The 24,963-nt window shown below is 66.0% G+C and carries 26 protein-coding genes; 13 read left to right on the plus strand and 13 right to left on the minus strand.

From position 1 onward, the window contains the following. Positions 1-9 precede the first annotated feature (9 nt). The 6 genes from J0M27_RS11865 to J0M27_RS11890 all read right to left on the minus strand — a co-directional run bounded on the left by J0M27_RS11865 (position 10) and on the right by J0M27_RS11890 (position 5,510). Entirely contained in the window at positions 10-819 is an 810-nt protein-coding gene (locus J0M27_RS11865) for an ABC transporter ATP-binding protein (RefSeq protein ID WP_294991695.1), read from the minus strand. Positions 820-877: 58 nt separating this feature from the next. Beyond that, positions 878-2,074 carry a radical SAM family heme chaperone HemW gene (hemW, locus tag J0M27_RS11870; RefSeq protein ID WP_294991832.1) on the minus strand — a complete coding sequence of 399 codons (1,197 nt, stop codon included), beginning with the start codon at positions 2,072-2,074 and terminating at the stop codon, positions 878-880. Positions 2,075-2,088: 14 nt separating this feature from the next. After that, positions 2,089-2,679 carry an RdgB/HAM1 family non-canonical purine NTP pyrophosphatase gene (gene rdgB / locus J0M27_RS11875; protein ID WP_294991698.1) on the minus strand — a complete coding sequence of 197 codons (591 nt, stop codon included), beginning with the start codon at positions 2,677-2,679 and terminating at the stop codon, positions 2,089-2,091. Between the two features lie 118 nt (positions 2,680-2,797). Next, on the minus strand, positions 2,798-3,529 hold the full coding sequence (rph, locus tag J0M27_RS11880; protein WP_294991701.1) for a ribonuclease PH: 732 nt from the start codon (positions 3,527-3,529) through the stop codon (positions 2,798-2,800). A 60-nt stretch (positions 3,530-3,589) separates the two neighbouring features. Next, positions 3,590-4,585 (minus strand): protein phosphatase 2C domain-containing protein, encoded by a 996-nt coding sequence (locus tag J0M27_RS11885; protein WP_294991703.1) that lies wholly within the window; start codon positions 4,583-4,585, stop codon positions 3,590-3,592. A gap of 7 nt (positions 4,586-4,592) precedes the next feature. After that, positions 4,593-5,510, minus strand: a complete 918-nt coding sequence (locus J0M27_RS11890) for a serine/threonine-protein kinase (protein WP_294991706.1) — start codon at positions 5,508-5,510, stop codon at positions 4,593-4,595. Positions 5,511-5,778: 268 nt separating this feature from the next. Between J0M27_RS11890 and J0M27_RS11895 the strand changes: the two genes are divergently transcribed. After that, on the plus strand, positions 5,779-6,654 hold the full coding sequence (locus tag J0M27_RS11895) for a YicC/YloC family endoribonuclease (RefSeq protein WP_294991708.1): 876 nt from the start codon (positions 5,779-5,781) through the stop codon (positions 6,652-6,654). A gap of 62 nt (positions 6,655-6,716) precedes the next feature. Continuing rightward, positions 6,717-7,037: a hypothetical protein gene (locus tag J0M27_RS11900; protein ID WP_294991710.1), complete on the plus strand. Its 321-nt coding sequence runs from the start codon at positions 6,717-6,719 to the stop codon at positions 7,035-7,037. Between the two features lie 57 nt (positions 7,038-7,094). On the opposite strand, the gene J0M27_RS11905 is transcribed toward J0M27_RS11900, so the two are convergent. Together J0M27_RS11905 and J0M27_RS11910 are read right to left on the minus strand one after the other, a co-directional pair. Beyond that, positions 7,095-7,583, minus strand: a complete 489-nt coding sequence (locus J0M27_RS11905; protein WP_294991712.1) for a copper chaperone PCu(A)C — start codon at positions 7,581-7,583, stop codon at positions 7,095-7,097. Between the two features lie 100 nt (positions 7,584-7,683). Then, a complete protein-coding gene (locus J0M27_RS11910; RefSeq protein ID WP_294991714.1) occupies positions 7,684-8,082 on the minus strand; it encodes a DUF2946 family protein in 399 nt (132 codons plus the stop codon). Between the two features lie 64 nt (positions 8,083-8,146). On the opposite strand from J0M27_RS11910, the gene gmk reads away from it, so the two are divergent. The 9 genes from gmk (at position 8,147) to J0M27_RS11955 (ending at position 17,521) form a co-directional block, all read left to right on the plus strand. After that, positions 8,147-8,764: a guanylate kinase gene (gene gmk, locus J0M27_RS11915; RefSeq protein WP_294991716.1), complete on the plus strand. Its 618-nt coding sequence runs from the start codon at positions 8,147-8,149 to the stop codon at positions 8,762-8,764. 4 nt (positions 8,765-8,768) lie between these two features. After that, a complete protein-coding gene (gene rpoZ, locus J0M27_RS11920; protein ID WP_294991718.1) occupies positions 8,769-8,975 on the plus strand; it encodes a DNA-directed RNA polymerase subunit omega in 207 nt (68 codons plus the stop codon). A 128-nt stretch (positions 8,976-9,103) separates the two neighbouring features. Beyond that, positions 9,104-11,260, plus strand: coding sequence for a bifunctional (p)ppGpp synthetase/guanosine-3',5'-bis(diphosphate) 3'-pyrophosphohydrolase (locus J0M27_RS11925; RefSeq protein WP_294991834.1), 2,157 nt, complete (start codon positions 9,104-9,106; stop codon positions 11,258-11,260). After that, complete coding sequence (locus J0M27_RS11930) at positions 11,260-11,448, plus strand: DUF3460 family protein (RefSeq protein ID WP_294991720.1); 189 nt, start codon at positions 11,260-11,262, stop codon at positions 11,446-11,448. The genes J0M27_RS11925 and J0M27_RS11930 overlap by 1 nt, the downstream gene beginning before the upstream one ends. 33 nt (positions 11,449-11,481) lie before the next feature. Then, positions 11,482-13,248: an ATP-binding protein gene (locus J0M27_RS11935; RefSeq protein ID WP_294991722.1), complete on the plus strand. Its 1,767-nt coding sequence runs from the start codon at positions 11,482-11,484 to the stop codon at positions 13,246-13,248. Between the two features lie 40 nt (positions 13,249-13,288). After that, complete coding sequence (locus tag J0M27_RS11940; protein WP_294991724.1) at positions 13,289-14,659, plus strand: sigma-54 dependent transcriptional regulator; 1,371 nt, start codon at positions 13,289-13,291, stop codon at positions 14,657-14,659. A 147-nt stretch (positions 14,660-14,806) separates the two neighbouring features. Beyond that, the gene (locus J0M27_RS11945; RefSeq protein WP_294991726.1) at positions 14,807-15,811 is read left to right on the plus strand and encodes a cytochrome c3 family protein; all 1,005 of its coding nucleotides are present in this window, start codon (positions 14,807-14,809) and stop codon (positions 15,809-15,811) included. Continuing rightward, the gene (locus J0M27_RS11950; protein WP_294991728.1) at positions 15,808-16,422 is read left to right on the plus strand and encodes a cytochrome b/b6 domain-containing protein; all 615 of its coding nucleotides are present in this window, start codon (positions 15,808-15,810) and stop codon (positions 16,420-16,422) included. The genes J0M27_RS11945 and J0M27_RS11950 overlap by 4 nt, the downstream gene beginning before the upstream one ends. 43 nt (positions 16,423-16,465) lie before the next feature. Continuing rightward, on the plus strand, positions 16,466-17,521 hold the full coding sequence (locus J0M27_RS11955; protein WP_294991729.1) for an ethylbenzene dehydrogenase-related protein: 1,056 nt from the start codon (positions 16,466-16,468) through the stop codon (positions 17,519-17,521). A gap of 67 nt (positions 17,522-17,588) precedes the next feature. On the opposite strand, the gene J0M27_RS11960 is transcribed toward J0M27_RS11955, so the two are convergent. Further along, on the minus strand, positions 17,589-18,353 hold the full coding sequence (locus J0M27_RS11960) for a class I SAM-dependent methyltransferase (RefSeq protein WP_294991730.1): 765 nt from the start codon (positions 18,351-18,353) through the stop codon (positions 17,589-17,591). Between the two features lie 206 nt (positions 18,354-18,559). Next, positions 18,560-21,205, minus strand: coding sequence for an aminopeptidase N (pepN, locus tag J0M27_RS11965; RefSeq protein ID WP_294991731.1), 2,646 nt, complete (start codon positions 21,203-21,205; stop codon positions 18,560-18,562). A 328-nt stretch (positions 21,206-21,533) separates the two neighbouring features. On the opposite strand from pepN, the gene J0M27_RS11970 reads away from it, so the two are divergent. Continuing rightward, entirely contained in the window at positions 21,534-22,583 is a 1,050-nt protein-coding gene (locus J0M27_RS11970; protein WP_294991734.1) for a DMT family transporter, read from the plus strand. Between the two features lie 52 nt (positions 22,584-22,635). Here J0M27_RS11970 and J0M27_RS11975 read toward each other — a convergent pair whose 3' ends face one another. The 3 genes from J0M27_RS11975 to J0M27_RS11985 all read right to left on the minus strand — a co-directional run bounded on the left by J0M27_RS11975 (position 22,636) and on the right by J0M27_RS11985 (position 23,944). After that, positions 22,636-23,043: a molybdate transporter family protein gene (locus tag J0M27_RS11975; RefSeq protein WP_294991736.1), complete on the minus strand. Its 408-nt coding sequence runs from the start codon at positions 23,041-23,043 to the stop codon at positions 22,636-22,638. Further along, on the minus strand, positions 22,994-23,197 hold the full coding sequence (locus J0M27_RS11980; protein WP_294991738.1) for a hypothetical protein: 204 nt from the start codon (positions 23,195-23,197) through the stop codon (positions 22,994-22,996). Before J0M27_RS11980 ends, J0M27_RS11975 begins: the two co-directional genes overlap by 50 nt. 114 nt (positions 23,198-23,311) lie before the next feature. Beyond that, positions 23,312-23,944, minus strand: coding sequence for a Crp/Fnr family transcriptional regulator (locus J0M27_RS11985; protein WP_294991741.1), 633 nt, complete (start codon positions 23,942-23,944; stop codon positions 23,312-23,314). A 106-nt stretch (positions 23,945-24,050) separates the two neighbouring features. Here J0M27_RS11985 and J0M27_RS11990 point away from each other — a divergent pair, with 106 nt between their 5' ends. Further along, complete coding sequence (locus J0M27_RS11990) at positions 24,051-24,803, plus strand: acetolactate decarboxylase (RefSeq protein WP_294991743.1); 753 nt, start codon at positions 24,051-24,053, stop codon at positions 24,801-24,803. Positions 24,804-24,963: the final 160 nt, after the last annotated feature.

The raw sequence follows: 24,963 nt of genomic DNA on the forward strand, positions 1-24,963 counted from the left end.
TAGCGACCCCTACCGCCCGAGTTCCAGGTCGCCGCGGTAGGGTTCGCGGGGATAGTGGAAGGCCACCGGGCCGTCCGGTTCGGCGTGGATGAACTGGTGCACCGAGGGATTCGACGAGTTCAGGAGTTCATCGGGCGTGCCGGCCGCGACCACCTTGCCGTCATGGATGAAGTAGGCATGGTCCACCACCTTCAGCGTTTCCGAAACGTCGTAGGTGACCACGATCGAGGTGGCGCCCAGCGCGTCGTTGAGGCGGCGGATCAGCTGCGCGATGACGTTGAGCGAGATCGGGTCGAGCCCGGCGAAGGGCTCGTCGTACATGGTCAGGCCGGGGTCAAGGGCGATCGCGCGGGCCAGCGCGACGCGGCGCGCCATGCCGCCGGACAACTCGTTGGGCATCAGCCCGCTGGAACCGCGCAGGCCGACCGCATGCAGCTTCATCAGCACCAGGTCGTGGATCAGGTCCTCGGGCAGGTCGGTCAGCTCGCGCATCGGAAAGGCAATGTTCTCGTAGACGGAAATGTCGCTGAAGAGGCCGCCGGCCTGGAACATCATGCCCATGTCGCGGCGCATGTCGTAGAGGCCGTCGTCATCGAGCTCATGCACGACGCGGCCGTCGACGCTAACGCGGCCGCGGTCGGGTCGCAACTGGCCGCCGATCAGCTTGAGCAGGGTGCTCTTGCCGGCGCCGCTGACGCCGAGGATGCCGACTACCTTGCCGCGCGGCACGGCGAGTTGGACGCCGCGCAGCACCTTGTTGCTGCCGTAGGCGAAGTGGAGGTTTTCGACCTCGATCAGGTTCCCGCTGGTGCCCTTCACGCCGCTGCGTCCTTGTCCGTGGTTTGCCGGGCGGTATGGTGACACAGAACGCGCGCCGTCAGGCGCGATCCTCGGCGAGGAAGCCGGCCAGCAGCCGATTGAGGAAACGCCGGCCCTGCATGGTCGGCCGCAGCCAGCCGTCGGCCGCTTCCAGCAGGCCCTCGCGCCGTGCCGCCAGCGCCGACTTTTCGATGGCGGCCAGCGGCAGGCCGGTGCGCTCGGTGAACAGCGCCAGCGGAAAGCCACCATTCAGGCGCAAGGCATTCATCATGAATTCGCCGGGCAGGTCGGCGCGCTCGATGTCCTGCCGGGTGGCGACGAAATCGCCGCGCGCGGCGCCCTCCAGGTAGGCGCGCGGGCTGCGGTGGCGCGTCTCGCGCCAGATCGAGGCGTGGGTCGACAGCTTGCCGTGGGCGCCGGCGCCGATGCCGAGGTAGTCGCCGAAGCGCCAGTAGTTGAGGTTGTGCGCGCACGGCGCGCCAGGCCGGGCGAAGGCCGAGGTTTCGTAGTGCGCGAAGCCGGCGGCACCGAGCCGGGCTTCCACCATCTCCTGCATGTCGGCCGCCAGGTCGTCGTCGGGCAGCGCCGGCGGCGCGCGGTGGAACGCCGTGTTCGGCTCCAGTGTCAGGTGATAGGCCGAGATGTGGCCGACCCCGCTGCCGCTCGCCGTGGCGATGTCGGCTTCGGCCTGTGCCAGCGTCTGCCCCGGCAGCGCGTACATCAGGTCGAGATTGACGCGCTCGAAATTGGCCAGCGCCAGTTCGATCGCGCGCCGCGCTTCGGCGCCGTTATGGATGCGGCCCAGCGCGGCGAGCTTGGCGTCGTCGAAACTCTGCACGCCGATCGACAACCGGGTCACGCCGGCGGCGCGGAAGGCGGCGAACTTGGCCGCTTCGGCGGTGCCGGGATTGGCCTCGAGCGTGATCTCGGCGCCGGGATGCAGTGGCAGTCGCATTCGGATCGCCGCCAGCAACGCTTCGGCGGTTTCGCCACGCATCAGGCTGGGCGTGCCGCCGCCGATGAAGATGCTGGACACCGGACGGTTCCAGACCTGCGGCAGGGCGGCTTCGAGATCGGCGACCAGGGCGGCGAGATAGGCGGCCTCGTCGACTTCACCACGGGCCTCATGCGAATTGAAATCGCAGTAGGGACACTTCCTGACGCACCACGGCCAGTGCACGTACAAGGACAAGGGTGGCGGCGCGACCAGTCCGGAGGAGTCTGCAATAGTCGGCGCCGGCGGGACGGCGACCACCGGAATGATCGGAATCACATCCCGAGCCGCAGCCGCGCGATGAGTTGCGCCAGCGCCTGTCCGCGATGCGAGCGGCGGTTCTTCTCCTCGTGCGGCAGTTCGGCCACGGTAAGCCCCAGGTCGGGCACCAGGAAGTAAGGGTCGTAACCGAAACCGCCCTCGCCGCGCGGCGCATCGACGATCTCGCCATGCCATTCGCCTTCGGCGACGATGGGTTGCGGATCGTCGGCGGCACGCATCAGCACCAGCACGGCGACATAGTGCGCGCGGCGGTCGGCGACGCCGGCCAGGTCGGCCAGCAGTTTGGCGTTGTTCTTCGCGTCCGATTTCGGCTCGCCGCCATACCGTGCCGACCAGACGCCCGGCGCGCCGCCCAGCGCCTCCACGCACAGGCCGGAGTCATCCGCCAGCGCCGGCAGGCCGGTCAGCTGCGCCGCATGGCGCGCCTTGGCGATGGCGTTCTCGACGAAGGTGACGTGCGGCTCCTCGGCTTCCGGCACATTGAAGGCCGACTGCGGCAACACCTCGAAATCGAAGGGCGCCAGCAGTTGCCCGAATTCGCGCAACTTGCCGGCATTGCCGGAGGCGAGGACGAGCTTTTTCACGCCGCCACCCCCGGGTCGCCCCAAAGTGGTGGCAAGCCACGCCCCGGAAGCCACGCCAGTGGCTGAACCGCGGTCAACCCTTGCCCTGGGCAGGGAGCTGGGGGGTTGGCTGTCCTGGTCACCGTAGCGCCAGCGCCGACTCTTGCGCCTTGACGATGTCGCCGATGCCGGCCGCGGCGAGTGCCAGCAGGGTGTCCAGCTCGACGCGAGAGAACGGCGCGCCCTCGGCCGTGCCCTGCACTTCGATGATGCCGCCGCCGGCGGTCATCACCACGTTCATGTCGGTGTCGCAGGCCGAATCCTCGGCGTAATCGAGATCGAGCACCGGGATGCCCTCGACGATGCCGACCGAGACCGCGGCAACCAGTTCGCGCATCACGTGCTGCGCCAGCTTGCCGCCGGCGACCAGGCTGCCGATGGCATCGTGCAGCGCCACGCAGGCGCCGGTGATGGACGCGCAGCGCGTGCCGCCGTCGGCCTGCAGCACGTCGCAGTCGAGCGTGATCTGGCGTTCGCCGAGCGCCTTGAGGTCGGTCACGGCGCGCAAGGAGCGGCCGATCAGGCGCTGGATTTCCTGCGTGCGGCCGGACTGCTTGCCCTTCGCGGCCTCGCGCGCGGTGCGGGTGTTGGTGGCGCGCGGCAGCATGCCGTATTCGGCGGTGACCCAGCCGGCACCCTTGCCACGCAGGAAGCCGGGCACCGACTCCTCGACGCTGGCGGTACACAACACCTTGGTGTTGCCGAACTCGACCAGCACGCTGCCTTCGGCGTGGCGGGTGTAGCCGCGGGTGATGCGCAGCTCGCGCAGTTGCGCGGCGTCACGGGAAATGCGTTGCGAGGGACGATTCATCAAGGAACTCCGTTGGCGTGAAATACGCTCTCCAACAATCGAGCGCAGCGAGCAAATCGGTCACCTCCCCCGCGAGGGGGAGGGCGGGAGGGGGAGGGCGTTGGACAAAGACCCCTCCGGGACGGAAGTCCCGGAGGGGGCGGGCGTTTGGGAATGACCCTCCTCGGCGGCAGCCCAGGCGGTGTAGGGTATGCGGCGGCGAATGTCGGCCACGGCAAGTTCGATGTCCTCGTCGCTGATCGGCGCCAGCTGCAGCCGGTGCGGCGCGTCGGGGCGCTGGTTGATGGTGGGCGAATCGGGATTGGGCGCGTCCCAGCGCATGGCGATCACGGTCAGGTTGTCGGCGCGGGGACCGGCGGCGCGTTCCGCCGCGTCGAGCAGGTTCGGCACCGACCTGGTCAGCGGCGCGCAAGCCAGCTCATTCACCAGCCGTTCGCCCAGCGGCGACCAGGCGCCATCGGTACACAACGCGATCAGGTCGCCGTCCTCCAGCGACACCATGCTCGCGACCTCTATGTGCGGCGCGACGCTGCCGCCCAGGCAGCTGAAGACGCGATTGCGCATCGGATGGGATGCCGCCTCGTCTCCGCTGATGGTGCCGTCATCGACCATGCGCTGCACCACGCTGTGGTCGCGCGTGCGCAAGACGCTGGCACCGTCCGGCGCGTGGCCGTGGATGAGGTAGAGCCGCGAATCGCCGGCATGCGCCCAGCAAGCCTGGCCGTCCTGCACCACGCAGGCGATGCAGGTGGTGCGCGGCGCGGCATGGGCGGCGATCTGGCAGGCGTGGGCGTGGTTGAGTATGTTGGCGTGGGCCCGCTCGAAAGCGGCGACCAGGAAGCGGCCCGGGTCGGCCAGGCGCGGCAGGGCCTCGCGGCGGAAGGATTCGACCACCGTATCGACCGCGAGCTGCGCCGCGATCTCGCCCTGCAAATGGCCGCCCATGCCGTCCGCCACCACCATCAGCAGCGCGTCGTCGGTGGCCAGCCAGGCGGCGCGATCCTGGTTGATGTCGCGCCCGCCGATGCGGCTGTCATGGACGATGGTGTACTTCATCGAGGCGTCAGAAGCCGAGGCGGGACAGCCAAGAGCGCGACTTGACGGCGTCCGGGTCGGCCATCAGCGAGGCGTGCAGGGCGCGTGCGTGCTGCGGCCGGCGCGGCGGATCGAGGCGCAGGCATTCGTCGATGGTGGTCAGCAGGCGCAACGAATAGTCGCGGCCCCAGCGCTGCCGGGCGGGCAGCAACTGGTCGTCGACCAGCCGCTCGTCCGCCGCCTGCGGCGCCGAACCGGCCAGCGCCGCGTAGATGCAGGCGCCGACGGCGTAAATGTCGGTCCACGGTCCCAGCGTGTATTTGCCGTGGTACTGCTCGGGTGCGGCGTAGCCCGGCGTGTACATCGCGCGCGGCTCGGGCGGACCGATGTCGACCGCGTAGCGCGCGGCGCCGAAGTCGAGCAGCACCGGGCTGCCGTCGGTGCGCAGCCAGATGTTGGCCGGCTTGATGTCGAGATGCAGCAGGCCGTGGCCGTGCACCTCGCCGAGGCCGTCGAGCACGCCGCAAAACATGCCGCGCATGAAGGCTTCGTCCATCCGGCCGCGATGCTGGCGGATGTAGTCGCGCAGCGTCTGGCCGGTCTCGTAGCGCATCACCAGGTAGACGGTCTCGTTGGCGCGGAAGAAATTCAGCACCTGCACCACGTTGGGGTGGACGATGCCGCTCAGCGCACGGCCTTCCTCGAAAAAACACTTGAGGCCGAAGTTGAATTCCGCCTGGTATTCCGGCGGGATGACGGGCGCCACCTGGCCTTCACCGCGAAGGGTCAGCGCATTGGGCAGGTATTCCTTGATCGCCACCGGGGTACCCTGGGCGTCCTGCGCCAGGTAGACGATGGAAAAGCCGCCGACCGAAAGCTGCCGCTCGATGCGATAGCCTTCCAGCTGGTAGCCGGGAGGAAGTGCCTGATTGTTCTGCGAGACCACGATTCGACCTGAAAAAACCACCAAATAGTGCGCCGGGCAACCTTCGGGCGCAGCGAGCCCATCAATAACCCCCCGCGAGGGGGGATGGGGGGCGGGCGTTCCAATAGCCCTTCCGGATCCCCGGAAGGGGGCGGACGTTCCAAACAGCCCTTCCGGAAACCGGGAAGGGGCGCGTTGATATACTGCCGCAATTTTCCTTGTTCGCCCCCTCGCTGTAAACAACTGCTTTTGGCGCCGCGAACCGGCTCCGGCACGGAGACCCCCCAACATGATCCACAGCATGACCGGCTATGCCGCCGCCAGCCGCGACCTCGGCACGGCGGTAATCAACCTCGAAATCAAGAGCGTCAATTCGCGCTACCTGGACATCGGCTTCCGCCTGAGCGAGGACCTGCGCTTCCTCGAAATGCCGCTGCGCGAGAGGATCACCGAGCGCATCGCGCGCGGCAAGATCGAATGCCGCGGTTACCTGCAGGCCCAGCCGGCTCAGGGCCATGCCAGCCGCCAGCGCCTGCCCGACAGCGCGCTGCTGGCGGAACTGGGCAGCCTCGACGCGGCCGTGCGCAAGGCGCTGCCCCAGGCCGCGCCGCTGTCGGTGGCCGAGGTGCTGCGCTGGCCCGGCGTACTGGCGGACGACTCGCTGAGCGGCGAACAGTTGCAGGCGGCGGCCCAAGGACTGTTCGCCACCCTGCTCGACGAGTTCGTCGCCTCGCGCGAACGCGAGGGTGCCAAGCTGGCCGACGTGCTTAGGAATCGCGCGGCACGCATGCGCGAGTGCGTGGCCGCCGCCGAGCCCCTGCTGCCGGCCGCGCTGGCGGCCTACCGCGAACGCCTGGCAACCAAATTGCGCGAAGCCGTGGCCAACCTCGACGAGGAACGCATCCGCCAGGAAGTCGGCGTCTTCGCCGCCAAGATCGACGTCGCCGAGGAAATCGCGCGGCTGGTAACCCACCTCGACGAACTCGACCGCGTCCTGAAAAAGGGCGGCGCGGTTGGCAAGCGGCTGGACTTCCTGATGCAGGAACTCAACCGCGAAGCCAACACGCTATCCTCCAAGTCGGTCTCGGCCGAGGTCACCGCGATCGCGCTCGACCTCAAGCTGCTGGTCGAGCAGATGCGGGAACAGGTGCAGAACCTCGAGTAGGCGGCGCCCGTCCTCGCCCCCCTAAGAGTCGGCGCCAGCGACACGACGATCGCACCGACCGAATGCCGGCTACGCCTGCCTTCATCGCCATCCATGCCGCCGCGCCCGCCAAACCCGCGCCTGGCGCCGCCTGCAACGGCTGCGGCGTCTGCTGCTGCGCGGTTCCCTGCCCGGTCAGCCGCGTCCTGCTCGGGCATCGGCAGGGCGCCTGCCCTGCCCTGACCTGGCGCGAGGGCGACCAGCGCTATGTCTGCGGCATGATCACGCGGCCGGCCGATTTTCTGCGCTGGCTGCCGGCGCGCTGGGAGGCCGCGGCTGGTCGGCGTTCCGCGCGCTGGGTTGCGGCCGGCAGCGGTTGCGACTCGGACATCGAGCCGGAGTGATCCAGTTCGCGGAGCACGTGACGGAGCGGTGACGATGTCGATCCGGAACGCAGCAACTCAATGCTTGTGCTGGTGGTCCATTTTTTCCGACGCCTTGCTCGCCGTCGCCAGGGGTTTTGCCGGCGCCTTGACCTCGATCGAGGAACGCTTCTTGTCCTTGTCCTCGACCACCAGGGTCAGCGGTACCACGTCGCCCTCCTTCACCTGCTGCTTGAGGTCCATCAGCATGACGTGATAGCCACCCGGCTTGAGCTCGACGCTCTTGCCGGCGGGCAGGGCCAGGCCTTCCGGCAGCGCACGCATTTTCATGACGTCCTTTTCCATCTTCATCTCGTGCACTTCGACCACCCCGGCGACCGGTGATCTGGCCTCGACCAGGCGCGCGTCCTGCGCCGACGTGATTTGCATGAAGGCGCCGGTAGCCTTCTGCTGCGAAACCGTGGCGCGCACCCAGGGATCCTTGACGGTGACCTGGGCCTGGGCGGGCAAAACGAAAGCGGCGGACAGCAGGGCGGACAGCACGGTGGAACGGGCGATGCGATTCATGACGACTCCTTGGATTGGATTTGGTCCGCGTCGGAACGCGGTTCGGATAGCGCGCGCCAAGCTATTGTGTCGCGGCGCGGACGACGGGGCGAAACGGGATTCAGTCCGCAGCCGGCGGACCGCGCGGGGCGTGCGCGGTCAGCGGAGGATGGGGACGCCGCGCCAGCGGGCGCCGGTTCGGCGCGGCGTGGAAAGTCGGCGCTGGCGACACGGCAAGGCCATTGCCGGCGGCCAGCAGCGGAGCGCCGGCCGCGCAAAGCGTGCAGCAATCGTGAAGCTCGCCGGCCGGGGCGCTGCCGCCGTCCTGCCCAAGATCCACCTTGAGCACGCCGTGGCTGGTACATAGTTCGGTGACGATGCCGCCCTTGCCGCCGTCCGTCACCGCCGCACGCGCCATGCCGCTGCCAGCCAGCAAGTGCAACGCCACCGCCAGCAGGCCGAGCGCCGACCGCATCACGGGATGGCGTCGAATCGGGAACGGGCGGGCGAAGTTGCACATGGGCCGCGTATACTAATGCATCGATTCCTTGTCCAGCCCTGACACCCCTCAAACACCGCCAACCATGATTTCCGGAACACTTTTCATCGTCTCGGCGCCGTCGGGCGCCGGCAAGACCACGCTGGTGGGACGCTTGCTGGCCGACGATCCGAAGGTAAGGCACTCGGTGTCCTTCACTACCCGCGCCCCGCGCCCGGGGGAGCAGGACGGCCGCGAATACAACTTCATCGGCGTGCAGCGCTTCCTCGCCATGCGCGAGCGCGGCGAGTTCGCCGAATGGGCGGAAGTGCACGACAATTTCTACGGCACCTCGCGCACCTGGCTCGAACAGCGCATGCTGGAAGGCTGCGACATGATGCTGGAGATCGACTGGCAGGGCGCGCAGCAGATGCGGCGGCAGTTTCCCGAAGCCGTCAGCATATTCATCCTGCCGCCGTCGATCGCCGAACTGGAACGCCGGCTGCGCGGCCGCGGCGCCGATAGTGAAGATGTCATAGCGCGCCGGGTGGCTGGCGCCCTGGGCGAAATGCGCCACGTAGCCGAGTTCGATTTTGTTATAATCAACAATGACTTGGATGTTGCCCTCGGCGAACTCAAAGCCGCCGTGTGCGCCTCGCGCCTGCGCTTCCCGCGCCAGCGCGCACGTCATCCCGACGTATTCCGCTTTTTAGAACAGGACTGAAACCATGGCCCGTGTCACCATCGACGATTGCATCAAGCTCATCCCCAACCGTTTCCAGCTGACCCTGGCGGCGACCTATCGCGCGCGCCAGCTGACGCTGGGCAACACGCCCCAGGTCGAACCGGGCCGCGACAAGCCGACCGTGATCGCCCTGCGCGAAATCGCCGCCGGCAAGGTCGGCGTCGAAATCCTGACCCGCAGCAATACGTAAGCAAAATGCGAACGGGGTGAATCGTGACGGCGGCGCAGGTTCCACTCCGGCCACATCCCGCTTCGCCCCTGATGGACCCCGGCGTGGTGCCGGGCGCCCTCGACGAACCGCCGCTGATTTCGGCGGACATGCATCCGCCGGTCGACCTGGCCGAGGATCTGGAACGGTTCAACGCCCGGCTCGCCACCTACCTCAAACCTGAAGACATCACGCGCGTCGGCGCCGCCTACGTCTTTTCCGACGCGGCGCACCGCGGCCAGATGCGCGTCAGCGGCGGCCCCTACATCACGCATCCGCTGGCCGTCGCGGAAACCCTGGCGGGATGGCATCTGGACGCGCACGCGCTGATGGCCGCGCTGCTGCACGACGTGATGGAAGACACGTCGATCACCAAGGAACAGATCGCCGAACGCTTCGGCAAGGTCGCCGCGGAACTGGTCGACGGCGTCTCCAAGCTCGACCGCATCGAACACCAGAGCTTCGAGGAAGCGCAGGCGGAGAATTTCCGCAAGATGCTGCTGGCGATGGCGCGCGACGTGCGCGTGATCCTGATCAAGCTCGCCGACCGCCTGCACAACATGCAGACTCTGGACGCCATGCGGCCCGAGAAGCGGCGCCGGATCGCCCGTGAAACCCTCGACATCTACGCCCCGATCGCCAACCGGCTTGGCCTCAACGCCCTGTATCGCGAACTGCAGGAACTCGCCTTCCGCCATGCGCATCCTCTGCGCTATCGGGTGCTTTCCAAGGCGGTGAAGGGCGCCCGCGGCAACCGCCGCGAAGTGGTGAGCAAGATCCTGGACGCCATCCGGCAGGCGTTGCCGGCCGCCGGCATCGACGCCGACGTCAAGGGGCGGGAAAAGCACCTGTACGGCATCTACCGCAAGATGCGCGACAAGCATCTTTCCTTTTCGCAGGTGCTGGACATCTACGGCTTTCGCATCATCGTCAAGGACCGCCCCACCTGCTACCTCGCGCTCGGCGCGTTGCACGCGCTGTACCAGCCGGTGCCAGGCAAGTTCAAGGACTACATCGCGATCCCCAAGGCCAACGGCTACCAGTCGCTGCACACCACGCTGATCGGTCCCTTCGGCACGCCGGCCGAAATCCAGATCCGCGATGCCGACATGCACCATGTCGCCGAATCCGGCGTCGCCTCGCACTGGCTGTACAAGGACGAAACGACGCTCGACCAGTTGCAGAAGAAGACCCACAAATGGTTGCAGTCGCTGGTCGAACTGCAATCGGCGAGCGGCGACTCTTCGGAATTCCTCGAGCACGTCAAGGTCGACCTGTTCCCCGGCGAAGTCTATGTGTTCAGCCCCCGCGGCAAGATCTTTGCCCTGCCGCGCGGCTCGACGCCGGTCGACCTGGCCTACGCCGTGCACACCGACATCGGCGACCGCTGCGTCGCCTGCCGCATCAATTTCGAAACCATGCCGCTGCGCACGGAACTGCGCAACGGCGACCGCGTCGAGATCATCACCGAGCCAAACGCCGCGCCCAACCCCGCCTGGCTCGGCTATGTCAAGAGCGCGCGGGCGCGCTCCAAGATCCGCCACTTCCTCAATACCAGGCACGCCGAGGAATCCGCCGCGCTGGGCGAGCGCCTGTTGTCGCACGCCTTGCGTGACCTCGGCCTGGCCCTGGCCAAGTTGCCGGCGCAGGCATGGGAACGCTTCAAACGCGCCTCCGGGGCACGCTCGCAAAAGGCCGTGCTGGCCGAGATCGGGCTGGGCAAGCGCCTGCCGGCCATCGTCGCGCGGCGACTGGCCGAAGGCGTCGAGTCGACGAACGCCGCCACCGAAGCGCGCGGCAAGCAGGCGATCCTGATCCACGGCCCCGAAGGCGTTGCGGTCAAGCTCGGCAATTGCTGCCGTCCCATTCCCGGCGACCCGATCGTCGGCCTGATACGCAAGGGCCAGGGCCTGGTGGTGCACACCCACGATTGCACGGCGATCGCCAAACTGCGCAGCGAGCGCGGCAACTGGGTGGACGTCGAATGGGAAGCTGACATCAAGGGCATGTTCGAAGCCAGCATCCGCGTCATCGCCAAGAACGTGCGCGGCGTGCTGGCCCGCATCGCCGCCGGCATTGCCGAGGCCGGCTCCAACATCGTCAATATCAGCATGGATGACGACAGCGGCGAAGCCACCACCCTGTTCTTCACCCTGCAGGTCACCGACCGAATCCACCTCGCCCGCATCCTGCGCTCGCTCCGTCGCGTGCCGGAAGTGGTGCGCATCACCCGTTACGTCGATGCAAAACCCAGAAAGGAAAACTGATGGCACTCTATGAATCCGAGCACACCAAGTTCATGCGTGAATGGATGGAAAAGCATCCCGAGGAAAAGGCCGAGCAGCAGAAAGGGCGCGCGTTATGGTGGGACAAGGCGCCGCGTTCGCTGAACACGATGAAGGAAACCGAGGCCGCAAGAGTGCCGAACAAGGCCTATTACTACGACGCCAACTAAAAGCCGATCGCCAGCGGAGCGTACTTTCCGCCGATGAACCCCGCGTCGCCGGCCGGCAAGCCCCGGCGGGTCAAGAAGGCCTTCATGGGCGCCTTCGCGATCGCGATCATCGTCATCATGGCGGTCTTCGCGACCGCCATTTACATGGTGGAAGTCAAGGTGCGCGATCGCGATCTCGCCGAACGATCGTCGGCCGCGGCAAAACTCTTTGCCGCAAAACTGGAGAAGGACGGCAACCTGATGCGTGCCGTCGCGCATGCCATGATGGGCAACGCGGCCATCGAGCAAGCGTTCCGCAAGGGCGACCGCGACGGACTGGAACGCAGCGCCCGCGGCTTGTTCGAGACCCTGCGCGGCGACCACCGCATCACCCATCTGTATTTTACCGGGCCGGACCGGATCAATCTCTACCGCCTGCATACGCCTGCCGAGTACGGCGACCGCATTGACCGCGCCACCATGCTGCAGGCCCATAGCCGCAAGCAGACGGTGCAAGGCCTCGAACTCGGCCCGCTGGGAACCCTGACGCTGCGGCTGGTCATGCCTTGGCGACAGCGGGAACGCAGCCTCGGTTACGTCGAACTCGGCGAGGAGGTCAAGCACCTGATCGACGAAGTGCGCGACAGTCTCGCGGTGGATATCGTGGTCCTGATCGACAAGCGCTACCTTGAGCCGAAGCAGTGGCAGCGTGGCCAGACCCTGATGAATCGGCAGGGTGACTGGGATCGGTTCTCCAGCCATGTCGCGCTGGCGCAGACCTCGCCGTTGCCGACCGGGTTCGACGACCGAGCGCTCGCCCGTCTGCTGGGAGGTGAAGGCGTAAAGATTGCGGAGGGCGGGCGTTCACTGCACATGGCCATGGTCCCGTTGGAAGACGCCGCCGGCCATCCAATCGGCAAGCTGGCAATCGTCCGCGACGCAACGGCACTTGAAGCGACTTTCAACAACTACATGGCCGCCGTCGTCCTGCTGAGCTTGGCGGTGGCGGCCGGGGTGCTCGGCGTGTTCTACGTCGCGCTGGAACGCGTGGAGCACGACTACCGGCGCCAGCACGAGCTCGAGCACCGTTTGCTTCACCTCGACACCAAACACCAGCGCATGCTCCAGGTGGAGAAGCTTTCGGCGCTCGGCACGATGGTCGGCAGCATCGCCCACCAGCTCAACAATCCCCTGGTCGGTGTGGTCAACATGGCCCAGTTGGCCGAGCGCGGGGCCGAAGATCCGGGACGAACCCGCGAACTGCTGGCCGAGATTCGTCATGCCGGCGAGGACTGTCGCGGCTTCGTGCGCCGCATGCTGGAGTTCTCAAAAATTTCGTGCTTCGACAGCAAACCTACCGCGATCGCGGCGCTGATCGACGAAACGGTGTTGATGTTTCGTCAGACCGAAGCGCGACATCTGCCGGTGGACATCCAGTTGCCGGACGAGCCGCCGCTGTTGACCATCGACCCGATCCTGATTCGCCACGCGCTGTTCAACCTTTTGCAGAACGCCGCCCAGGCCACCGAAGGCAATGCCGGCATCACCATCCACCTGGAGCCGCTGGCCGACCCGGGCACCGGCGCGCCGGGTTGGTCGCTGTCGGTGGCCGACCGGGGGCGCGGCATCGCGCCCGAGGTGATGGACAAGATTTTCGTGCCCTTCTTCACCACCCGCAGCGACGGCACCGGCCTTGGCCTGCCGGTGGTGCTTCATGTCGTGCTGCTGCATGACGGGCACGTGACGGCCGCCAATCGCCCTGACGGTGGCACATTAATTGCGATCTGGCTCCCGCAGGCAGATCAGCATCCCGTTGGATAGGCTATCGATGACCGTTATTGTTCCAAATCCCGAAGCAAAGATGTTGCCCCGAGTCCTGGTGGTCGACGACGACCACTACACGCGCACGCTGATCGACCGCCTGATCGGCAAGGCCACCGAGGTTCGCCTTGCCGCAGACGGTGCGGAAGCACGCAAGCTGTTCGCCGCGGAGGACTTCAACCTGGTGCTGATGGATCAGCGTCTTCCCGCCGACAACGGGATCGATATGCTGCGCGAATTCCGTGCGCGGAGGCCGAAGCTGGTCGCCATCCTGATGACCGGATATGCCGATGTCCGCGACGCCGTGGCGGCGGTACGCGAAGGCGTTTTCGACTATCTGACCAAGCCCTTCGAGGACCTCGAATCGCTCGAAGCCGTGATCGGCAAGGCACTTGAACTGGATGGCGCCTACCGCGAGATCGACGGCCTGCGCGCGCGCCTGGACGCGGGCGACGCCACGGTCGCCGTGATCGGCCAGTCTGCCGCAATGGAACGCATGCTCGGCCAGGTACGTCAGGTCGCCGGACTCGATACCACCGTGCTGCTGGAAGGCGAAAGCGGCACCGGCAAGGAACTGGTCGCCAAGCTGGTTCACACCTGGAGCCCGCGCGCGGCGAAACCCTTCCTCGAAGTCAATTGCGGCGGCCTGCCGGAAACACTGCTGGAAAGCCTGCTGTTCGGCTATGAGAAAGGCGCCTTCACCGGCGCCAGCGTCGCCAGCGCTGGCTACTTCGAAAGGGCGGATGGCGGCACGCTGTTCCTCGACGAGATCGCCGACATGAGCCCCAAGCTGCAAAGCAGCCTGCTGCGCGTGTTGCAGGACCACCAATGCACGCGCATCGGCAGCAGCCAGGCGCGCCACGCGGATTTCCGCCTGATCTGCGCCACCAACCGCGCCCTGGCCGGCGAGGTAAAGGCCGGCCGCTTCCGCGAAGATCTCTACTACCGGATCAACGTCGTTGCTGTCCGCCTGCCGCCGCTGCGCGAACGCGCCGGCGACGTCATCCGCCTTGCCACGCATTTTCTCGATCACTTCAATGAAAAGTTCGGCAAGGCCTGCGGCCCCCTGACGCCAGCGGCGGTGAGTGCGCTCGAATCCGGCGCTTGGCCGGGCAATGTGCGCCAGATAAAGCACTGCATCGAGCGGGCGGTGGCGCTGCACCCGGGCGGCCCGATCGATGTGGTTCATTTGTGCGCGCCCGGATGCACCCAAGTTGAAGATCAGCCCGGACAAGAGCCGCTTGCGGCCAGCCTTGCCTACGAAGAAGCGCGCGCCCGTTTCGAGCGCGACTATCTGCAAGACATCCTCGCCCGCGCCGGCGGCAATGTCTCCGAAGCCGCGCGCATGAGCGGCATTCCAAGGCAGAATTTATATGTGCGGATGAAGCGCTGGGGAGTTGTCACCGAATAGCGACACCTGTCGCTCGACGATGACAGCACAAGTGCCGCGCGCAACGCTGGTATCGCGCGAAACTGCCGGATTGGAAGGCCCGATTGAAGTGGCATGAGTATTGCATTCCCTGAAGCGAACAGTGCTTATTAGGGAGCTAACGTGTTCATGTCATGGCGCAACAGTATCGCCGCTGCCGTTCTCGGCCTGATCTGTTTTCTTCCCGCCGTTCCCGTACTGGCCGCCGATGCCGCCCCGGTCGATCAGGCCACCATAGAGCAGAACCGCAAGGCCAACGCGGAGTGCTATTCCTGCCACAGTGCCGCGGGCATCAAAAATCCGCCGAAGGCCGGGCTCGATCTGGGCAAGCTCAAGGATTCGCGTCTCGAACCCGAGGTATTCAACCCCTCCGACCACGGCGTCATGGACTGCCGCCAGTGCCACGCCAAGAACCATTACGCTGAGTACCCGCACGCGGAAGCCGGCAAGGCCGCCACCAGCCCCTGCACCGAATGCCATGCAGCCAAGTCGCTGCGCCTGGAGCCCCAGTTCAATGCCTCGGTCCATGCCAAGAACAAGGGGCTGAAGGAAAAATTCACCTGCAGCACCTGCCATAACGCGCACGTCAGCATCGTCCAGAAGCGGCTCAAGGATCCGGCCAAGATCGTGGCTCAGGACAACCACGGTTGCCTGGAATGCCATGACTCGGACCTGATATTCGCCAAGTTCGCCCCCGACGGCGAGAAGACTCCCGGCACCAAGAAAAAGCGGCCGGACATCGACGCCATCCACGACTGGCTGCCGAATGCCAAGGCGCACTGGAACGCGGTGCGCTGCATCGAGTGCCACACCCCGGCCGTGGCCGAAGGCAAGATGCTCTCGCACGAAATCCTCAACAAGGAAAAGGCCGAGAAGAAGTGCCTCTCCTGCCACTCCGCCAACAGCACGCTCAAGGTCCGCCTGTATCGCCACATGGTCAAGGAGGAACAGCAGAAGTATGGCTTCACCAACAGCGTGATGCTGTCCACCTCCTACATCATCGGCGCCACTCGCCATCCGCTGCTTGACTCGATCATCATCGCCCTGGCGGTCGCCACGCTGCTCGGGGTGCTGCTCCATGGTGCCATCCGTATCGTCATGAACGCGCGCCGCAACAAGGGGAAATCGCAATGAGCGAACGTGTCTACCTCCTGCCGCTGTGGGTCCGCCTGTGGCACTGGACCAATGCCCTGCTGATCATCACCCTCACCATCACCGGCATCAGCCTGCATTTCGCCGATCCGAAGCTGCCCCTGGTCGAGTTCTCGCTCGCGGCGCGCATCCACGACATCGCCGGCCTCGCGCTGGTGGCGGCCTACGCCTTCTTCGCCGTCGCCAACATCGTCAGCGGCAATTGGTGGCAATACGTGCCCAAGCCGCCCGGCATCATCGATCGCTGCATGGTGCAGGCGCGCTGGTACCTGTGGGGCATCTTCCAGGGCGAACCGCACCCCTATCCGGTGACGAAGGAAGTCAATTTCAACGCGATGCAGGCGCTGGTCTATTGGTTCATCATGTACATCATGATGCCCACGCTGCTGGTTACCGGGCTGGTCTTCATGTTCCCGCAGTTTGCGCCGGAACATGTATTCGGCATGGACGGTCTGCTGCCCGTGGCCGTGCTGCACTACCTGACCGGCACCGCCATCGTCCTGTTCATGATCGCCCACATGTATCTCGGCACCACCGGCCACACCGTCACCACCATGTTCAAGACGATGATCACCGGCTGGCACGAGCATTGAGGTTTTTCCGTCCGATTGCTTTCCCAACAAAGGAGATAACACCATGAGACAAACAGTCATGTCCGTCGCGATTCTGGCTTCCCTGGCGCTGGTCGGCAACGCCTTCGCCAAGGAACCGGCGCCGAAGGAAAAACCCAAGGAAATGAAGCCGATCACCGTCACCGCCGTGATGGCCGCCGCGGCACCGAAGCTCGACGGCGACGCCGGCGACGCGATCTGGAAGACCGCCCCCGTGACCAAGCTCAAGGCAGTCAAGGGCGCCAACTTCAACAAGGGTGCGACCGACGCCACCCTGCAAGTGGCCTACGACAAGGAAAACATCTACATGCTGCTCAGCTTCGACGACAAGACCCTGTCGGTGCAACGTTCTCCCTACCAGAAACAGGCGGACGGCTCCTGGGCCAAGATGAAGGATCCCGAGGACAAGGGCGGCGACAACGATGTCTACTATGAAGACAAGTTTGCCGTGCAGTGGAACATGAGCGTCGTCGGCTTCGAGAGGTTCGGCTGCGCGATCAGCTGCCATGGCGGCGAGCCGGGCAAACCCTATGGCAACAAGTACAACGAGGAAGCCGGAGAACTCTCCGACATGTGGCACTCGAAGTGGGTGCGCATGGGCCATCTCGGTCAACTCGATGACGGCTATGTTGACCACACCCGCTTTGACGCTGCCAAGGAAAAGAACGCCGGCCGCAAGACTGATCCGAAGACCGGCGGCGGCTATGAGGACAACAAGCTCGTCAACGGCAAGCCCGAGTTCATGAGCAAGGACGCCAAGCCGGCCAACAAGGGCGGCACCTACTGGTTATTGGCAGAAAACAAGGTACCGTTTGACGACAGCAAGTTCAAGGCCGGCGACGAAGTCGCTTCCATCATCGTCGCTCCCGTGGTTGGCGACCGCGCCGACGTCAAGATCGCCGGCAAGTGGGCGAAAGGCAAGTGGACCTACGAGATCACGCGCAAGCTGGTCACCGGCTCCAAGTTCGACGTCAACTTCGACGACCTGAAGAAGTCCTATAACTTCGGTATCGCCCTGTTCGACAACGCCCAGGTACGCCACGCCATGGTCGAAGAACCGCTGGTCCTGCAGTTCAAGTAAGCGATCGCAAATACGCAGTCCCGACGGCGCCCGCGGTTTCGCGGGCGCCGTTGTATTTTCCGCGCCTTCAGGCCTTCGCTACCGGCTTCACCGCGCGGTGGAAGCCGATCATCCCGTGGAACACCGTATCGACGCTGACCTGCACGAAACCCAGCTCACGCAGCACGATCGACAGTTCCTCCGCCGTATAGAACAGGTCCAGCGCATCGATGAAATACTGCTTGAAGCGGGTCGCCGCCGGGCTGCTGCCGACGATCAGGCTGGTAAAGTTGAGGCAGGTCCTGAGGTAGGCGTAGTAGAGGTTCTTCACGATCGGATTGCGCGGGCGCAGCATGTCCGAATGGTGGAAGTGCCCGCCGGGCTTCAGCACGCGCAGGATCTCGCTGAACACCTCGCGCACCCGCAGGTGGCGCGAGGCGAACTGCAAGGTGACGACGTCGAAGTGGTTGTCGGGGAAGGGCAGGGTGTGCACGTCGCCGATCGTGCTCTTGATCGTGAAGCCCAGTGCCTTGGCGTTCTGCTGGCCGACCGTCTGCATCTCGGCGCTGCGATCCATGGCGTGCACATCCAGCGTCGGTTCGCGCTTGAGCAGGGCAACGCCGATCGCATTGGTGCCGGCGCAGACGTCGAGCACCTTCTGCTGCGGCGCGATGTCCACGGTTTGCATGAAGCGCTTGAGGAAGGTGCTCCAGAGGCCGAGCGCCGCGATTTCGTTGGCTCGGTCGTAATAGCGCGCGATGTCGGCGAAGGCGTCGTTCAGATCGTTGGTCCAGAGTTCGCCGAAGCGCTGCTCGCGTACCGCCTCGCGCGAGGCCAGCGGGGGGGGTGCCATGGTTGACTCTCCTGCAGATAATTAGATGTTGCTGATATACGGCGGATTTAGCCCGTGCAGCGGCCTACTGTCAAGTCAGGTAATTCAGTTTGGCAATTTCCTGGAAAAGTTATGTCTCCGGCCCGGCCGGAGACGGTATCCCCTGCGGACGGCGCCGATGCTGCGGCGACCAGGTCCATCCTTCGCCGGGCGCGGCCCGCGTTGCCTCACTTCAGCGCGTTGCCGACCACCTCCGCCACGTCGCGTGCCAGTCCGGCGCAGGCCCGGATGCGCTCCAGCGCTACGCACGCGTGGCCCTGGCGCACGGCGTCGAACTGGCGCCAGCGGTCAAAGCTACGGGCGATGCGCGAGGCCACCTGCGGGTTCATCGCCTGCAATTCGATGATGACGTCGGCGGCGAACTGGTAGCCGCTGCCGTCCAGGGCATGGAAGTGGCGTGGATTGGCGCCGCAGAAGGCGCGCACCAGAGCGTACACCTTGTTCGGGTTCGTCAGGTCGAAGGCCGGATGCCGCATCAGCGCGCGGACCCGCGCGCCGGTGCCGGGCAGCCGCGAGGTGGATTGCACCGAGAGCCACTTGTCGACCACCAGGGCCTCGCCCTGCCATTTGGAATAAAACGCGGCGAGCGCCGTTTCGCGTTCCGGCAGATCCTGGTTGGCCAGTATGCCAAGCGCGGCGATGACGTCGGTCATGTTGCCACCCTCTTGCAGCTGGACCAGCAGGCGCGGCAGCACGGTGGCGGCATCGGCATCGGCGAGGTAGGCGAGGCAGGCATTGCGCAGCGCGCGGCGGCCGACCTGGGCGCCGTCGGGCGCGTAGGGCTCGTTCGGCGCCAGCGCCCGCCAGGTGGATTCGAACTCGACACGTAGTCCCGTGGCGAGGTGGCGGCGCAGGTTGAGCCGCGCGAGGTGGATGGCCTCGGGATCGATGACGCCGCCGCCGGCGACGACTTCTTCGGCCAGCACTTGTTCTGCCGGCAGGGCCAGCGCTTCGGCGGCGAAGGCGGGGTCGTGTTGGCCGTCGGCGAGGACGCGGGCGTAAGCCGCGACCAGGCTGCGCGGTATCCAGGTGTCGCCATGGCCGCCGGCACCGATGCCGGCGAGCAGCACGCGGGTCGCCAGGCGCTGGCCGGCTTCCCAGCGGTTGAAGGGGTCGGAGTCGTGCGCCATGAGGTGGGCCAGTTCGGCATCCGCCTGGTCGAAGTCGAGATGCACCGGCGCCGAGAAGCCGCGCAGGATGGAGGCCACCGGCGGCCGTGCGATGCCGTCGAAGACGAAGCTCTGGGTGGATTGCGTGAGCGACAGCACGCGCGTGGGGAAGGCATCGCTGCCATCGGGCAGCACCAGGCCGACCGCGACCGGGATGTGCAGCGGACCACCATCGGCGACGATGCCGGCTTCGGCGAGCCGGGCTTCATAGGCCGTCGGCGCCAGCGTCTGGGTCAGCGTCAGCGTGTAGCGCTTGGCGGCGGCGTCATAGGCGCCCTCCGCCTTGAGGCGCGGCGTGCCGGCGCGGGCGTACCAGCGGCGGAACTGCGTCAGGTCCGTTACCGATGCGTCCTGCATCGCGGCGACGAAATCCTCGCAGGTCACGGCCTGGCCGTCGTGGCGCGCGAAGTAGAGGTCCATGCCCTTGCGGAAATTCTGACGGCCGATGATCGTTTCGATCATGCGGATCACCTGGGCGCCCTTCTCATACACCGTCGCCGTGTAGAAGTTGTTGATCTCGGCGTAGGAGGCGGGCCGGATCGGGTGCGCCATCGGCCCGGCATCTTCGGGGAACTGGGCGACCCGCAGCGTCCTCACCTCCTGGATGCGGGTCACCGCGCGCGAGTGCAGGTCTTCGCCGAACTCCTGGTCGCGGTAAACGGTGAGGCCTTCCTTCAGCGAGAGCTGGAACCAGTCGCGACAGGTGACGCGGTTGCCGGTCCAGTTGTGGAAGTACTCGTGGGCGACGACGCGCTCGATGCCCTGGTAGTCGGTGTCGGTGGCGGTGTCGGGGCGGGCCAGCACGTACTTGGTGTTGAAGATGTTGAGGCCCTTGTTCTCCATCGCACCCATGTTGAAGTCGCCGACGGCGACGATCATGTAGTGGTCGAGGTCCATCTCCAGGCCAAAGCGTTCTTCGTCCCATTTCATCGACTTCTTCAGGGCCGCCATGGCGTGGTCGCACTGGTCGAGCTTGCCGGGTTCGACGTAGACGGCGAGACGCAGCTTGCGCCCCGATGCCGTGGTGAAGCTGTCCTCCAGCACGTCCAGCTTCGCCGCGACCAGGGCGAACAGGTAGGCCGGTTTGGCGAACGGATCTTCCCAGCGCGCCCAGTGGCGACCGTTTTCGGCGTCGCCAGTGGCAACCGGGTTACCGTTGGACAGCAGCTGCGGGAAGCGCGCCTTGTCGGCCTCGATGGTGCAGCTGTAGCGCGCCATGACATCGGGCCGGTCCGGGTAGAAAGTGATGCGGCGAAAGCCCTGCGCCTCGCATTGGGTGAAGTAGCCGTCCTTGGACTTGTAGAGGCCGGAGAGCTGGGTGTTGTGGTCGGGGTCGACGCGGACCAGGGTTTCCAGCGTGAAGGCATCCGGTAGCGGGCCGTGCAGTGTGAGGATTTCGTCGCCTATCGTGTAGCGCGACGGAGCCATCGCCGTACCGTCAGCGCCGACTTCCAATAACGTCAGCTCTTCGCCATCGAGCACCATGTCGGCCTGCGGGTTGGCCGGGTTGCGCCGGCAGGCCAGCCGGGCGCGCACCTCGGCATGGCCGTCCTGGATGACGACGTGGAGCTCGACCGTGTCGATCAGCCAGGCCGGCGGGGCGTAGTCCTTGAGGTAGATGGCGTGTGGAGTTTCGGTGCGCATGTTGTTTCGTGTGCTCTCGGGTTGGGATCGGCCGACCGGGCCGGTGCAGAGGCGGCAGTATTTGCGCGATGGGGCTTGCGGTCAAGCGGCGAGCTCGCCCAATTGAAACGCATGCGATCTATTTGACCGTTCGCCCTGAGCTTGTCGAAGGGCTCGAGGGGCTTCGACAAGGCTCTCCTGAGCGAATTCGAAGGGCTCAGCCCGAACGGCGGTCTCAATTTCAGTGGTGCCGACTCAAGTACGACGCTGCAACGGCGCCTCGGACATTGGACGCCGGCGTCCCGCAGGCTTATTCTTGGTTCATCACTGATCCCCGAAAGCGCGGCAGATGTCCCTGCGCAACGCCCTTCGCCATCCCGGAATCGCCGCCGCGCTCGGCGCGGCCTTGCTGTTCGGGGCCGGCACGCCGCTGGCGAAATGGCTGCTCGATGCGGTCAGCCCCTGGCTGCTCGCGGGCCTGCTCTACCTCGGCTCGGGCCTCGGACTGACGCTGTATCGCGCGCTCAGGCGGGCGCCGGCGGTGCGCCTGGCGCCGGGGGACGCGCTCTGGTTCGGCGGGGCGATACTCGCCGGCGGCATCGTCGGCCCGGTGCTGGTGATGGTCGGTCTCGCCGGCATGCCGGCTTCCGACGCGTCGCTGCTGCTGAACGCGGAAGGGGTGTTCACCGCCTTGCTGGCGTGGTTCGCCTTCCGCGAAAACTTCGACCGGCGCATCGCACTGGGAATGGCCGCCATCGCGGCCGGGGCTATCGTGCTGAGCTGGCCGGGCGAGGCGCGCTTCGCCGGACTCTGGCCGACGCTGGCCGTGCTCGGCGCCTGCCTGGCCTGGGCCATCGACAACAACCTGACGCGCAAAATCTCGGCGACCGACGCGACCTGGATCGCCGCCATCAAGGGCTCGGCAGCGGGTGCAGTCAACCTGATGCTGGCCTGGTCGCTCGGCGCCTCCCTGCCGCCGCTGCCGGCCGTCGCCGGCGCCATGACAGTCGGCCTGCTGGCCTATGGCGTCAGCCTGGCGCTGTTCGTGGTCGGCCTGCGCCACCTCGGCGCCGCACGCACCGGCGCCTACTTCTCGGTCGCGCCCTTCTTCGGCGCCGTGGTGGCGGTGGCGATGGGCGACGCGCTCACGCTGCGACTGCTCGCCGCCGGCGCCCTGATGGCGCTCGGCACCTGGCTGCACCTGACCGAGCGCCACGAACACCAACACGCCCATCCGGCGCTGTTGCACGACCACGAGCACGTTCACGACGAGCACCACCGGCACCAGCACGAAGCCCCCGTAACGCCCGGCACAAGGCACCGCCATCCGCACTGGCACGAACCGCTGGCGCACAGCCACCCCCACTATCCCGACGAACTCCACCGCCATGGGCATTGACGGAAGGATTCCTTGGGACGCAGAGCGTCGGCGCCGGCGACACGGCAACGATTCAGAGCTTGAGCCAGCCCCGCCCGGCCGCGTGGTGCAGCAGGAAGCCGAACACCACCGCCGCGCCGACATGCCACATGGCAAAGGCCGCGGTGACGAGAACCACGGAACGACCGCCGCGCTCTTGGTCGTGCGGCCTGCCGCCGAGAGCGAGTTCGGCCCCGGCGAGAAACAGGATCACGCCCAGCACCGGGGTCGGGAACAAGGCGAGGATCGTCATCATCGAGCCGCCGAAGAACAGGGCCAAAATCAACAACAGCGCACCCAGCATGATGGCCGCGCCCCCGGTACGGGCGCCGAACCTGACGTGGCCCGCCATGCCGCCGGCACCGTGAAGGACAGCCGCTTGGCCAGGTCGCTCATGCCCAGCAGCAGCCAGAACAGCCCGGTGGCCAGCCCGCGCCGGCAACGATGGCCGGCGTCAGCACGACGGCGCCGGCCGTCTGCGTGATCGCGGCGGTACCGATGGCTTTCATCGGCTGCACGGGAAAGGGCGTCTTGTAGTACGCCCCGACGACGACGAGCGCGACGCCGAAGCCGAGCAGGATTCCGCTCGGGTCCATCTTGGGAATGGAGACCTAGGCGACGATGAAGGGGATCAGCGTGCCGAGGTCGCCGAAGGCGCCGGCGAGTTCGGCGAGGTCGAATCGATTCCCGGCCTGGGTTGCTGTCATTGCTTATTCGGGCTTGGTTGGCAGGATTTGCAGCAGATCGGCGCTGCGGCGAATTCGCCTGCTTCGCTCCAGAGCCGCCATCGCACGGTAGAGCGCTTCATGGGTCAGGCCCAGTTCGGCGGCCATGTCCTTCAAGCTTCCGCTGGTGCGATAGGCCCCGCTGTCATCACAGCGCAAACGCAGCAGTTGCAGCACCCGTTCCGGCGCGGAGCGGATCTGCTTCAGTTCGTAGCGCTGGCGCATCCCCTGGAGCCCGCGCGCGAGTCCGCCGGCGAAGTCCCACAAGCTCTCCGGATTGCCGCGCAGGCTGTCGACGAGTTCCTTCTTCGGGAAAAGCCAGACCTCGGCGTCCGTTTCGGCCAGCATGTCGCAGTGGTAGCGGCTGGAGAACAGGGACGGCTCGGCGCAGGTTTCGCCGGGCCGCACGATGTGCAAGCTCACCGTGCCGCCATCCGGCGTCACGCGCTGCATGCGCAAGCGGCCCGACTTCAGAAAGAACATGCCGACCGTCCTGTCGCCCTGGCGGAACAGGAAGGCCCCGGCGGCAAGATGTCGTGGAGCGGGGTGAACCCCGGCAATCGAGGGAATGTCGTTGGTCGTCGAATCCGCCGCCAATCGGGAAGTATTTTTCTTCATGTGACTGCAATCATAAATCCCGCCGGCCGGTTCGGACAGAATTTCGCCCACGACGCGTAACAAGAAACACTTGGTCAGCCGCCGACTCAACCACCGGAGGAAACACATGAAGACTCTTTACGCCATTGGCGGCGCCTGCGCCCTGGCCGCTTGCGCTACCGCGACCATTCCCGCCGTGAAGGAGGGGCTGGTCGAATACTACGGTTCGCAGAAGACCATTTTCGACACCGGCAAGGCCGAGGCCAAAGTGCCGCTCGCCGCGATGTCGGGGCCGGAAGCCAGCTTCGGCGTCGGTGCCGTTGCCGGGCTCGACGGCGAGATCACCGTCTTCGATGGCAAGCCCTACGTGACCAAGGTGCGCGGCAAGGAATTCACCATGGATCATGGCCGCGACCACGCTGCCGTGTTCTCCGTCTGGACGAAAAACACGCAATGGCGCGACGAGTTGGTTCCGGCCTCGGTCAAGTCGTACCTCGACCTGCAACGCCACGTCAAGGTGCGCGCCGCCGCCGCCGGCATCGACACCAACCAGCCCTTCCCCTTCCTGCTCGCCGGCACGCCGGCCGAACTGAAGTGGCACATCAACGTCGATCGCACTGAGGGCAAGCCGGTCACGCGCGAGCTTTTCGCCAAATCCAAGGTGAACTACACGATGAAGGGCACCCCGGTCGATATCGTCGGCTTCTACTCCGAGAAGCACCTGGGCGCCTTCATCGGTACCTATGTTCCGGCAATCAAGGAAAAGGACGTGAAGAACACGATCCATATCCACCTGGTAAGCAAGGACGGAAAATCGGCCGGACACATCGACGATCTGACTTTCGCCGGCGGCATGACATTGCGATTGCCGAAAAACTGACGCGTCCGCGAAAGTTTTCTTGGGACGCACAGCGCTGGCGCCGGCGGGACGGCGCTCAGAAATGGAAGCGCGCCATCAGATCCAGCTTGCGCGCGGCCTGCTTCTCCCCGAAATCCGTGCCGCTACGACCCCTGAGCCAGGTGGCGCGCACGAGACTCAG

This window comes from Sulfuritalea sp., assembly GCF_017302275.1.
Taxonomy (GTDB): Bacteria; Pseudomonadota; Gammaproteobacteria; order Burkholderiales; family Rhodocyclaceae; genus Sulfuritalea.

Excerpts from the sequence above, each read along its gene's own strand:
- rph (WP_294991701.1), bottom strand. The coding sequence starts at position 3,529 with ATGAATCGTCCCTCGCAACGCATTTCCCGTGACGCCGCGCAACTGCGC.
- J0M27_RS11885 (WP_294991703.1), bottom strand. The coding sequence starts at position 4,585 with ATGAAGTACACCATCGTCCATGACAGCCGCATCGGCGGGCGCGACATC.
- J0M27_RS11895 (WP_294991708.1), top strand. The coding sequence starts at position 5,779 with ATGATCCACAGCATGACCGGCTATGCCGCCGCCAGCCGCGACCTCGGC.
- J0M27_RS11900 (WP_294991710.1), top strand. The coding sequence starts at position 6,717 with ATGCCGGCTACGCCTGCCTTCATCGCCATCCATGCCGCCGCGCCCGCC.
- J0M27_RS11905 (WP_294991712.1), bottom strand. The coding sequence starts at position 7,583 with ATGAATCGCATCGCCCGTTCCACCGTGCTGTCCGCCCTGCTGTCCGCC.
- J0M27_RS11910 (WP_294991714.1), bottom strand. The coding sequence starts at position 8,082 with ATGTGCAACTTCGCCCGCCCGTTCCCGATTCGACGCCATCCCGTGATG.
- gmk (WP_294991716.1), top strand. The coding sequence starts at position 8,147 with ATGATTTCCGGAACACTTTTCATCGTCTCGGCGCCGTCGGGCGCCGGC.
- rpoZ (WP_294991718.1), top strand. The coding sequence starts at position 8,769 with ATGGCCCGTGTCACCATCGACGATTGCATCAAGCTCATCCCCAACCGT.
- J0M27_RS11925 (WP_294991834.1), top strand. The coding sequence starts at position 9,104 with ATGCATCCGCCGGTCGACCTGGCCGAGGATCTGGAACGGTTCAACGCC.
- J0M27_RS11930 (WP_294991720.1), top strand. The coding sequence starts at position 11,260 with ATGGCACTCTATGAATCCGAGCACACCAAGTTCATGCGTGAATGGATG.
- J0M27_RS11935 (WP_294991722.1), top strand. The coding sequence starts at position 11,482 with ATGAACCCCGCGTCGCCGGCCGGCAAGCCCCGGCGGGTCAAGAAGGCC.
- J0M27_RS11940 (WP_294991724.1), top strand. The coding sequence starts at position 13,289 with ATGTTGCCCCGAGTCCTGGTGGTCGACGACGACCACTACACGCGCACG.
- J0M27_RS11945 (WP_294991726.1), top strand. The coding sequence starts at position 14,807 with ATGTCATGGCGCAACAGTATCGCCGCTGCCGTTCTCGGCCTGATCTGT.
- J0M27_RS11950 (WP_294991728.1), top strand. The coding sequence starts at position 15,808 with ATGAGCGAACGTGTCTACCTCCTGCCGCTGTGGGTCCGCCTGTGGCAC.
- J0M27_RS11955 (WP_294991729.1), top strand. The coding sequence starts at position 16,466 with ATGAGACAAACAGTCATGTCCGTCGCGATTCTGGCTTCCCTGGCGCTG.
- J0M27_RS11960 (WP_294991730.1), bottom strand. The coding sequence starts at position 18,353 with ATGGCACCCCCCCCGCTGGCCTCGCGCGAGGCGGTACGCGAGCAGCGC.
- pepN (WP_294991731.1), bottom strand. The coding sequence starts at position 21,205 with ATGCGCACCGAAACTCCACACGCCATCTACCTCAAGGACTACGCCCCG.
- J0M27_RS11970 (WP_294991734.1), top strand. The coding sequence starts at position 21,534 with ATGTCCCTGCGCAACGCCCTTCGCCATCCCGGAATCGCCGCCGCGCTC.
- J0M27_RS11980 (WP_294991738.1), bottom strand. The coding sequence starts at position 23,197 with ATGGACCCGAGCGGAATCCTGCTCGGCTTCGGCGTCGCGCTCGTCGTC.
- J0M27_RS11985 (WP_294991741.1), bottom strand. The coding sequence starts at position 23,944 with ATGAAGAAAAATACTTCCCGATTGGCGGCGGATTCGACGACCAACGAC.
- J0M27_RS11990 (WP_294991743.1), top strand. The coding sequence starts at position 24,051 with ATGAAGACTCTTTACGCCATTGGCGGCGCCTGCGCCCTGGCCGCTTGC.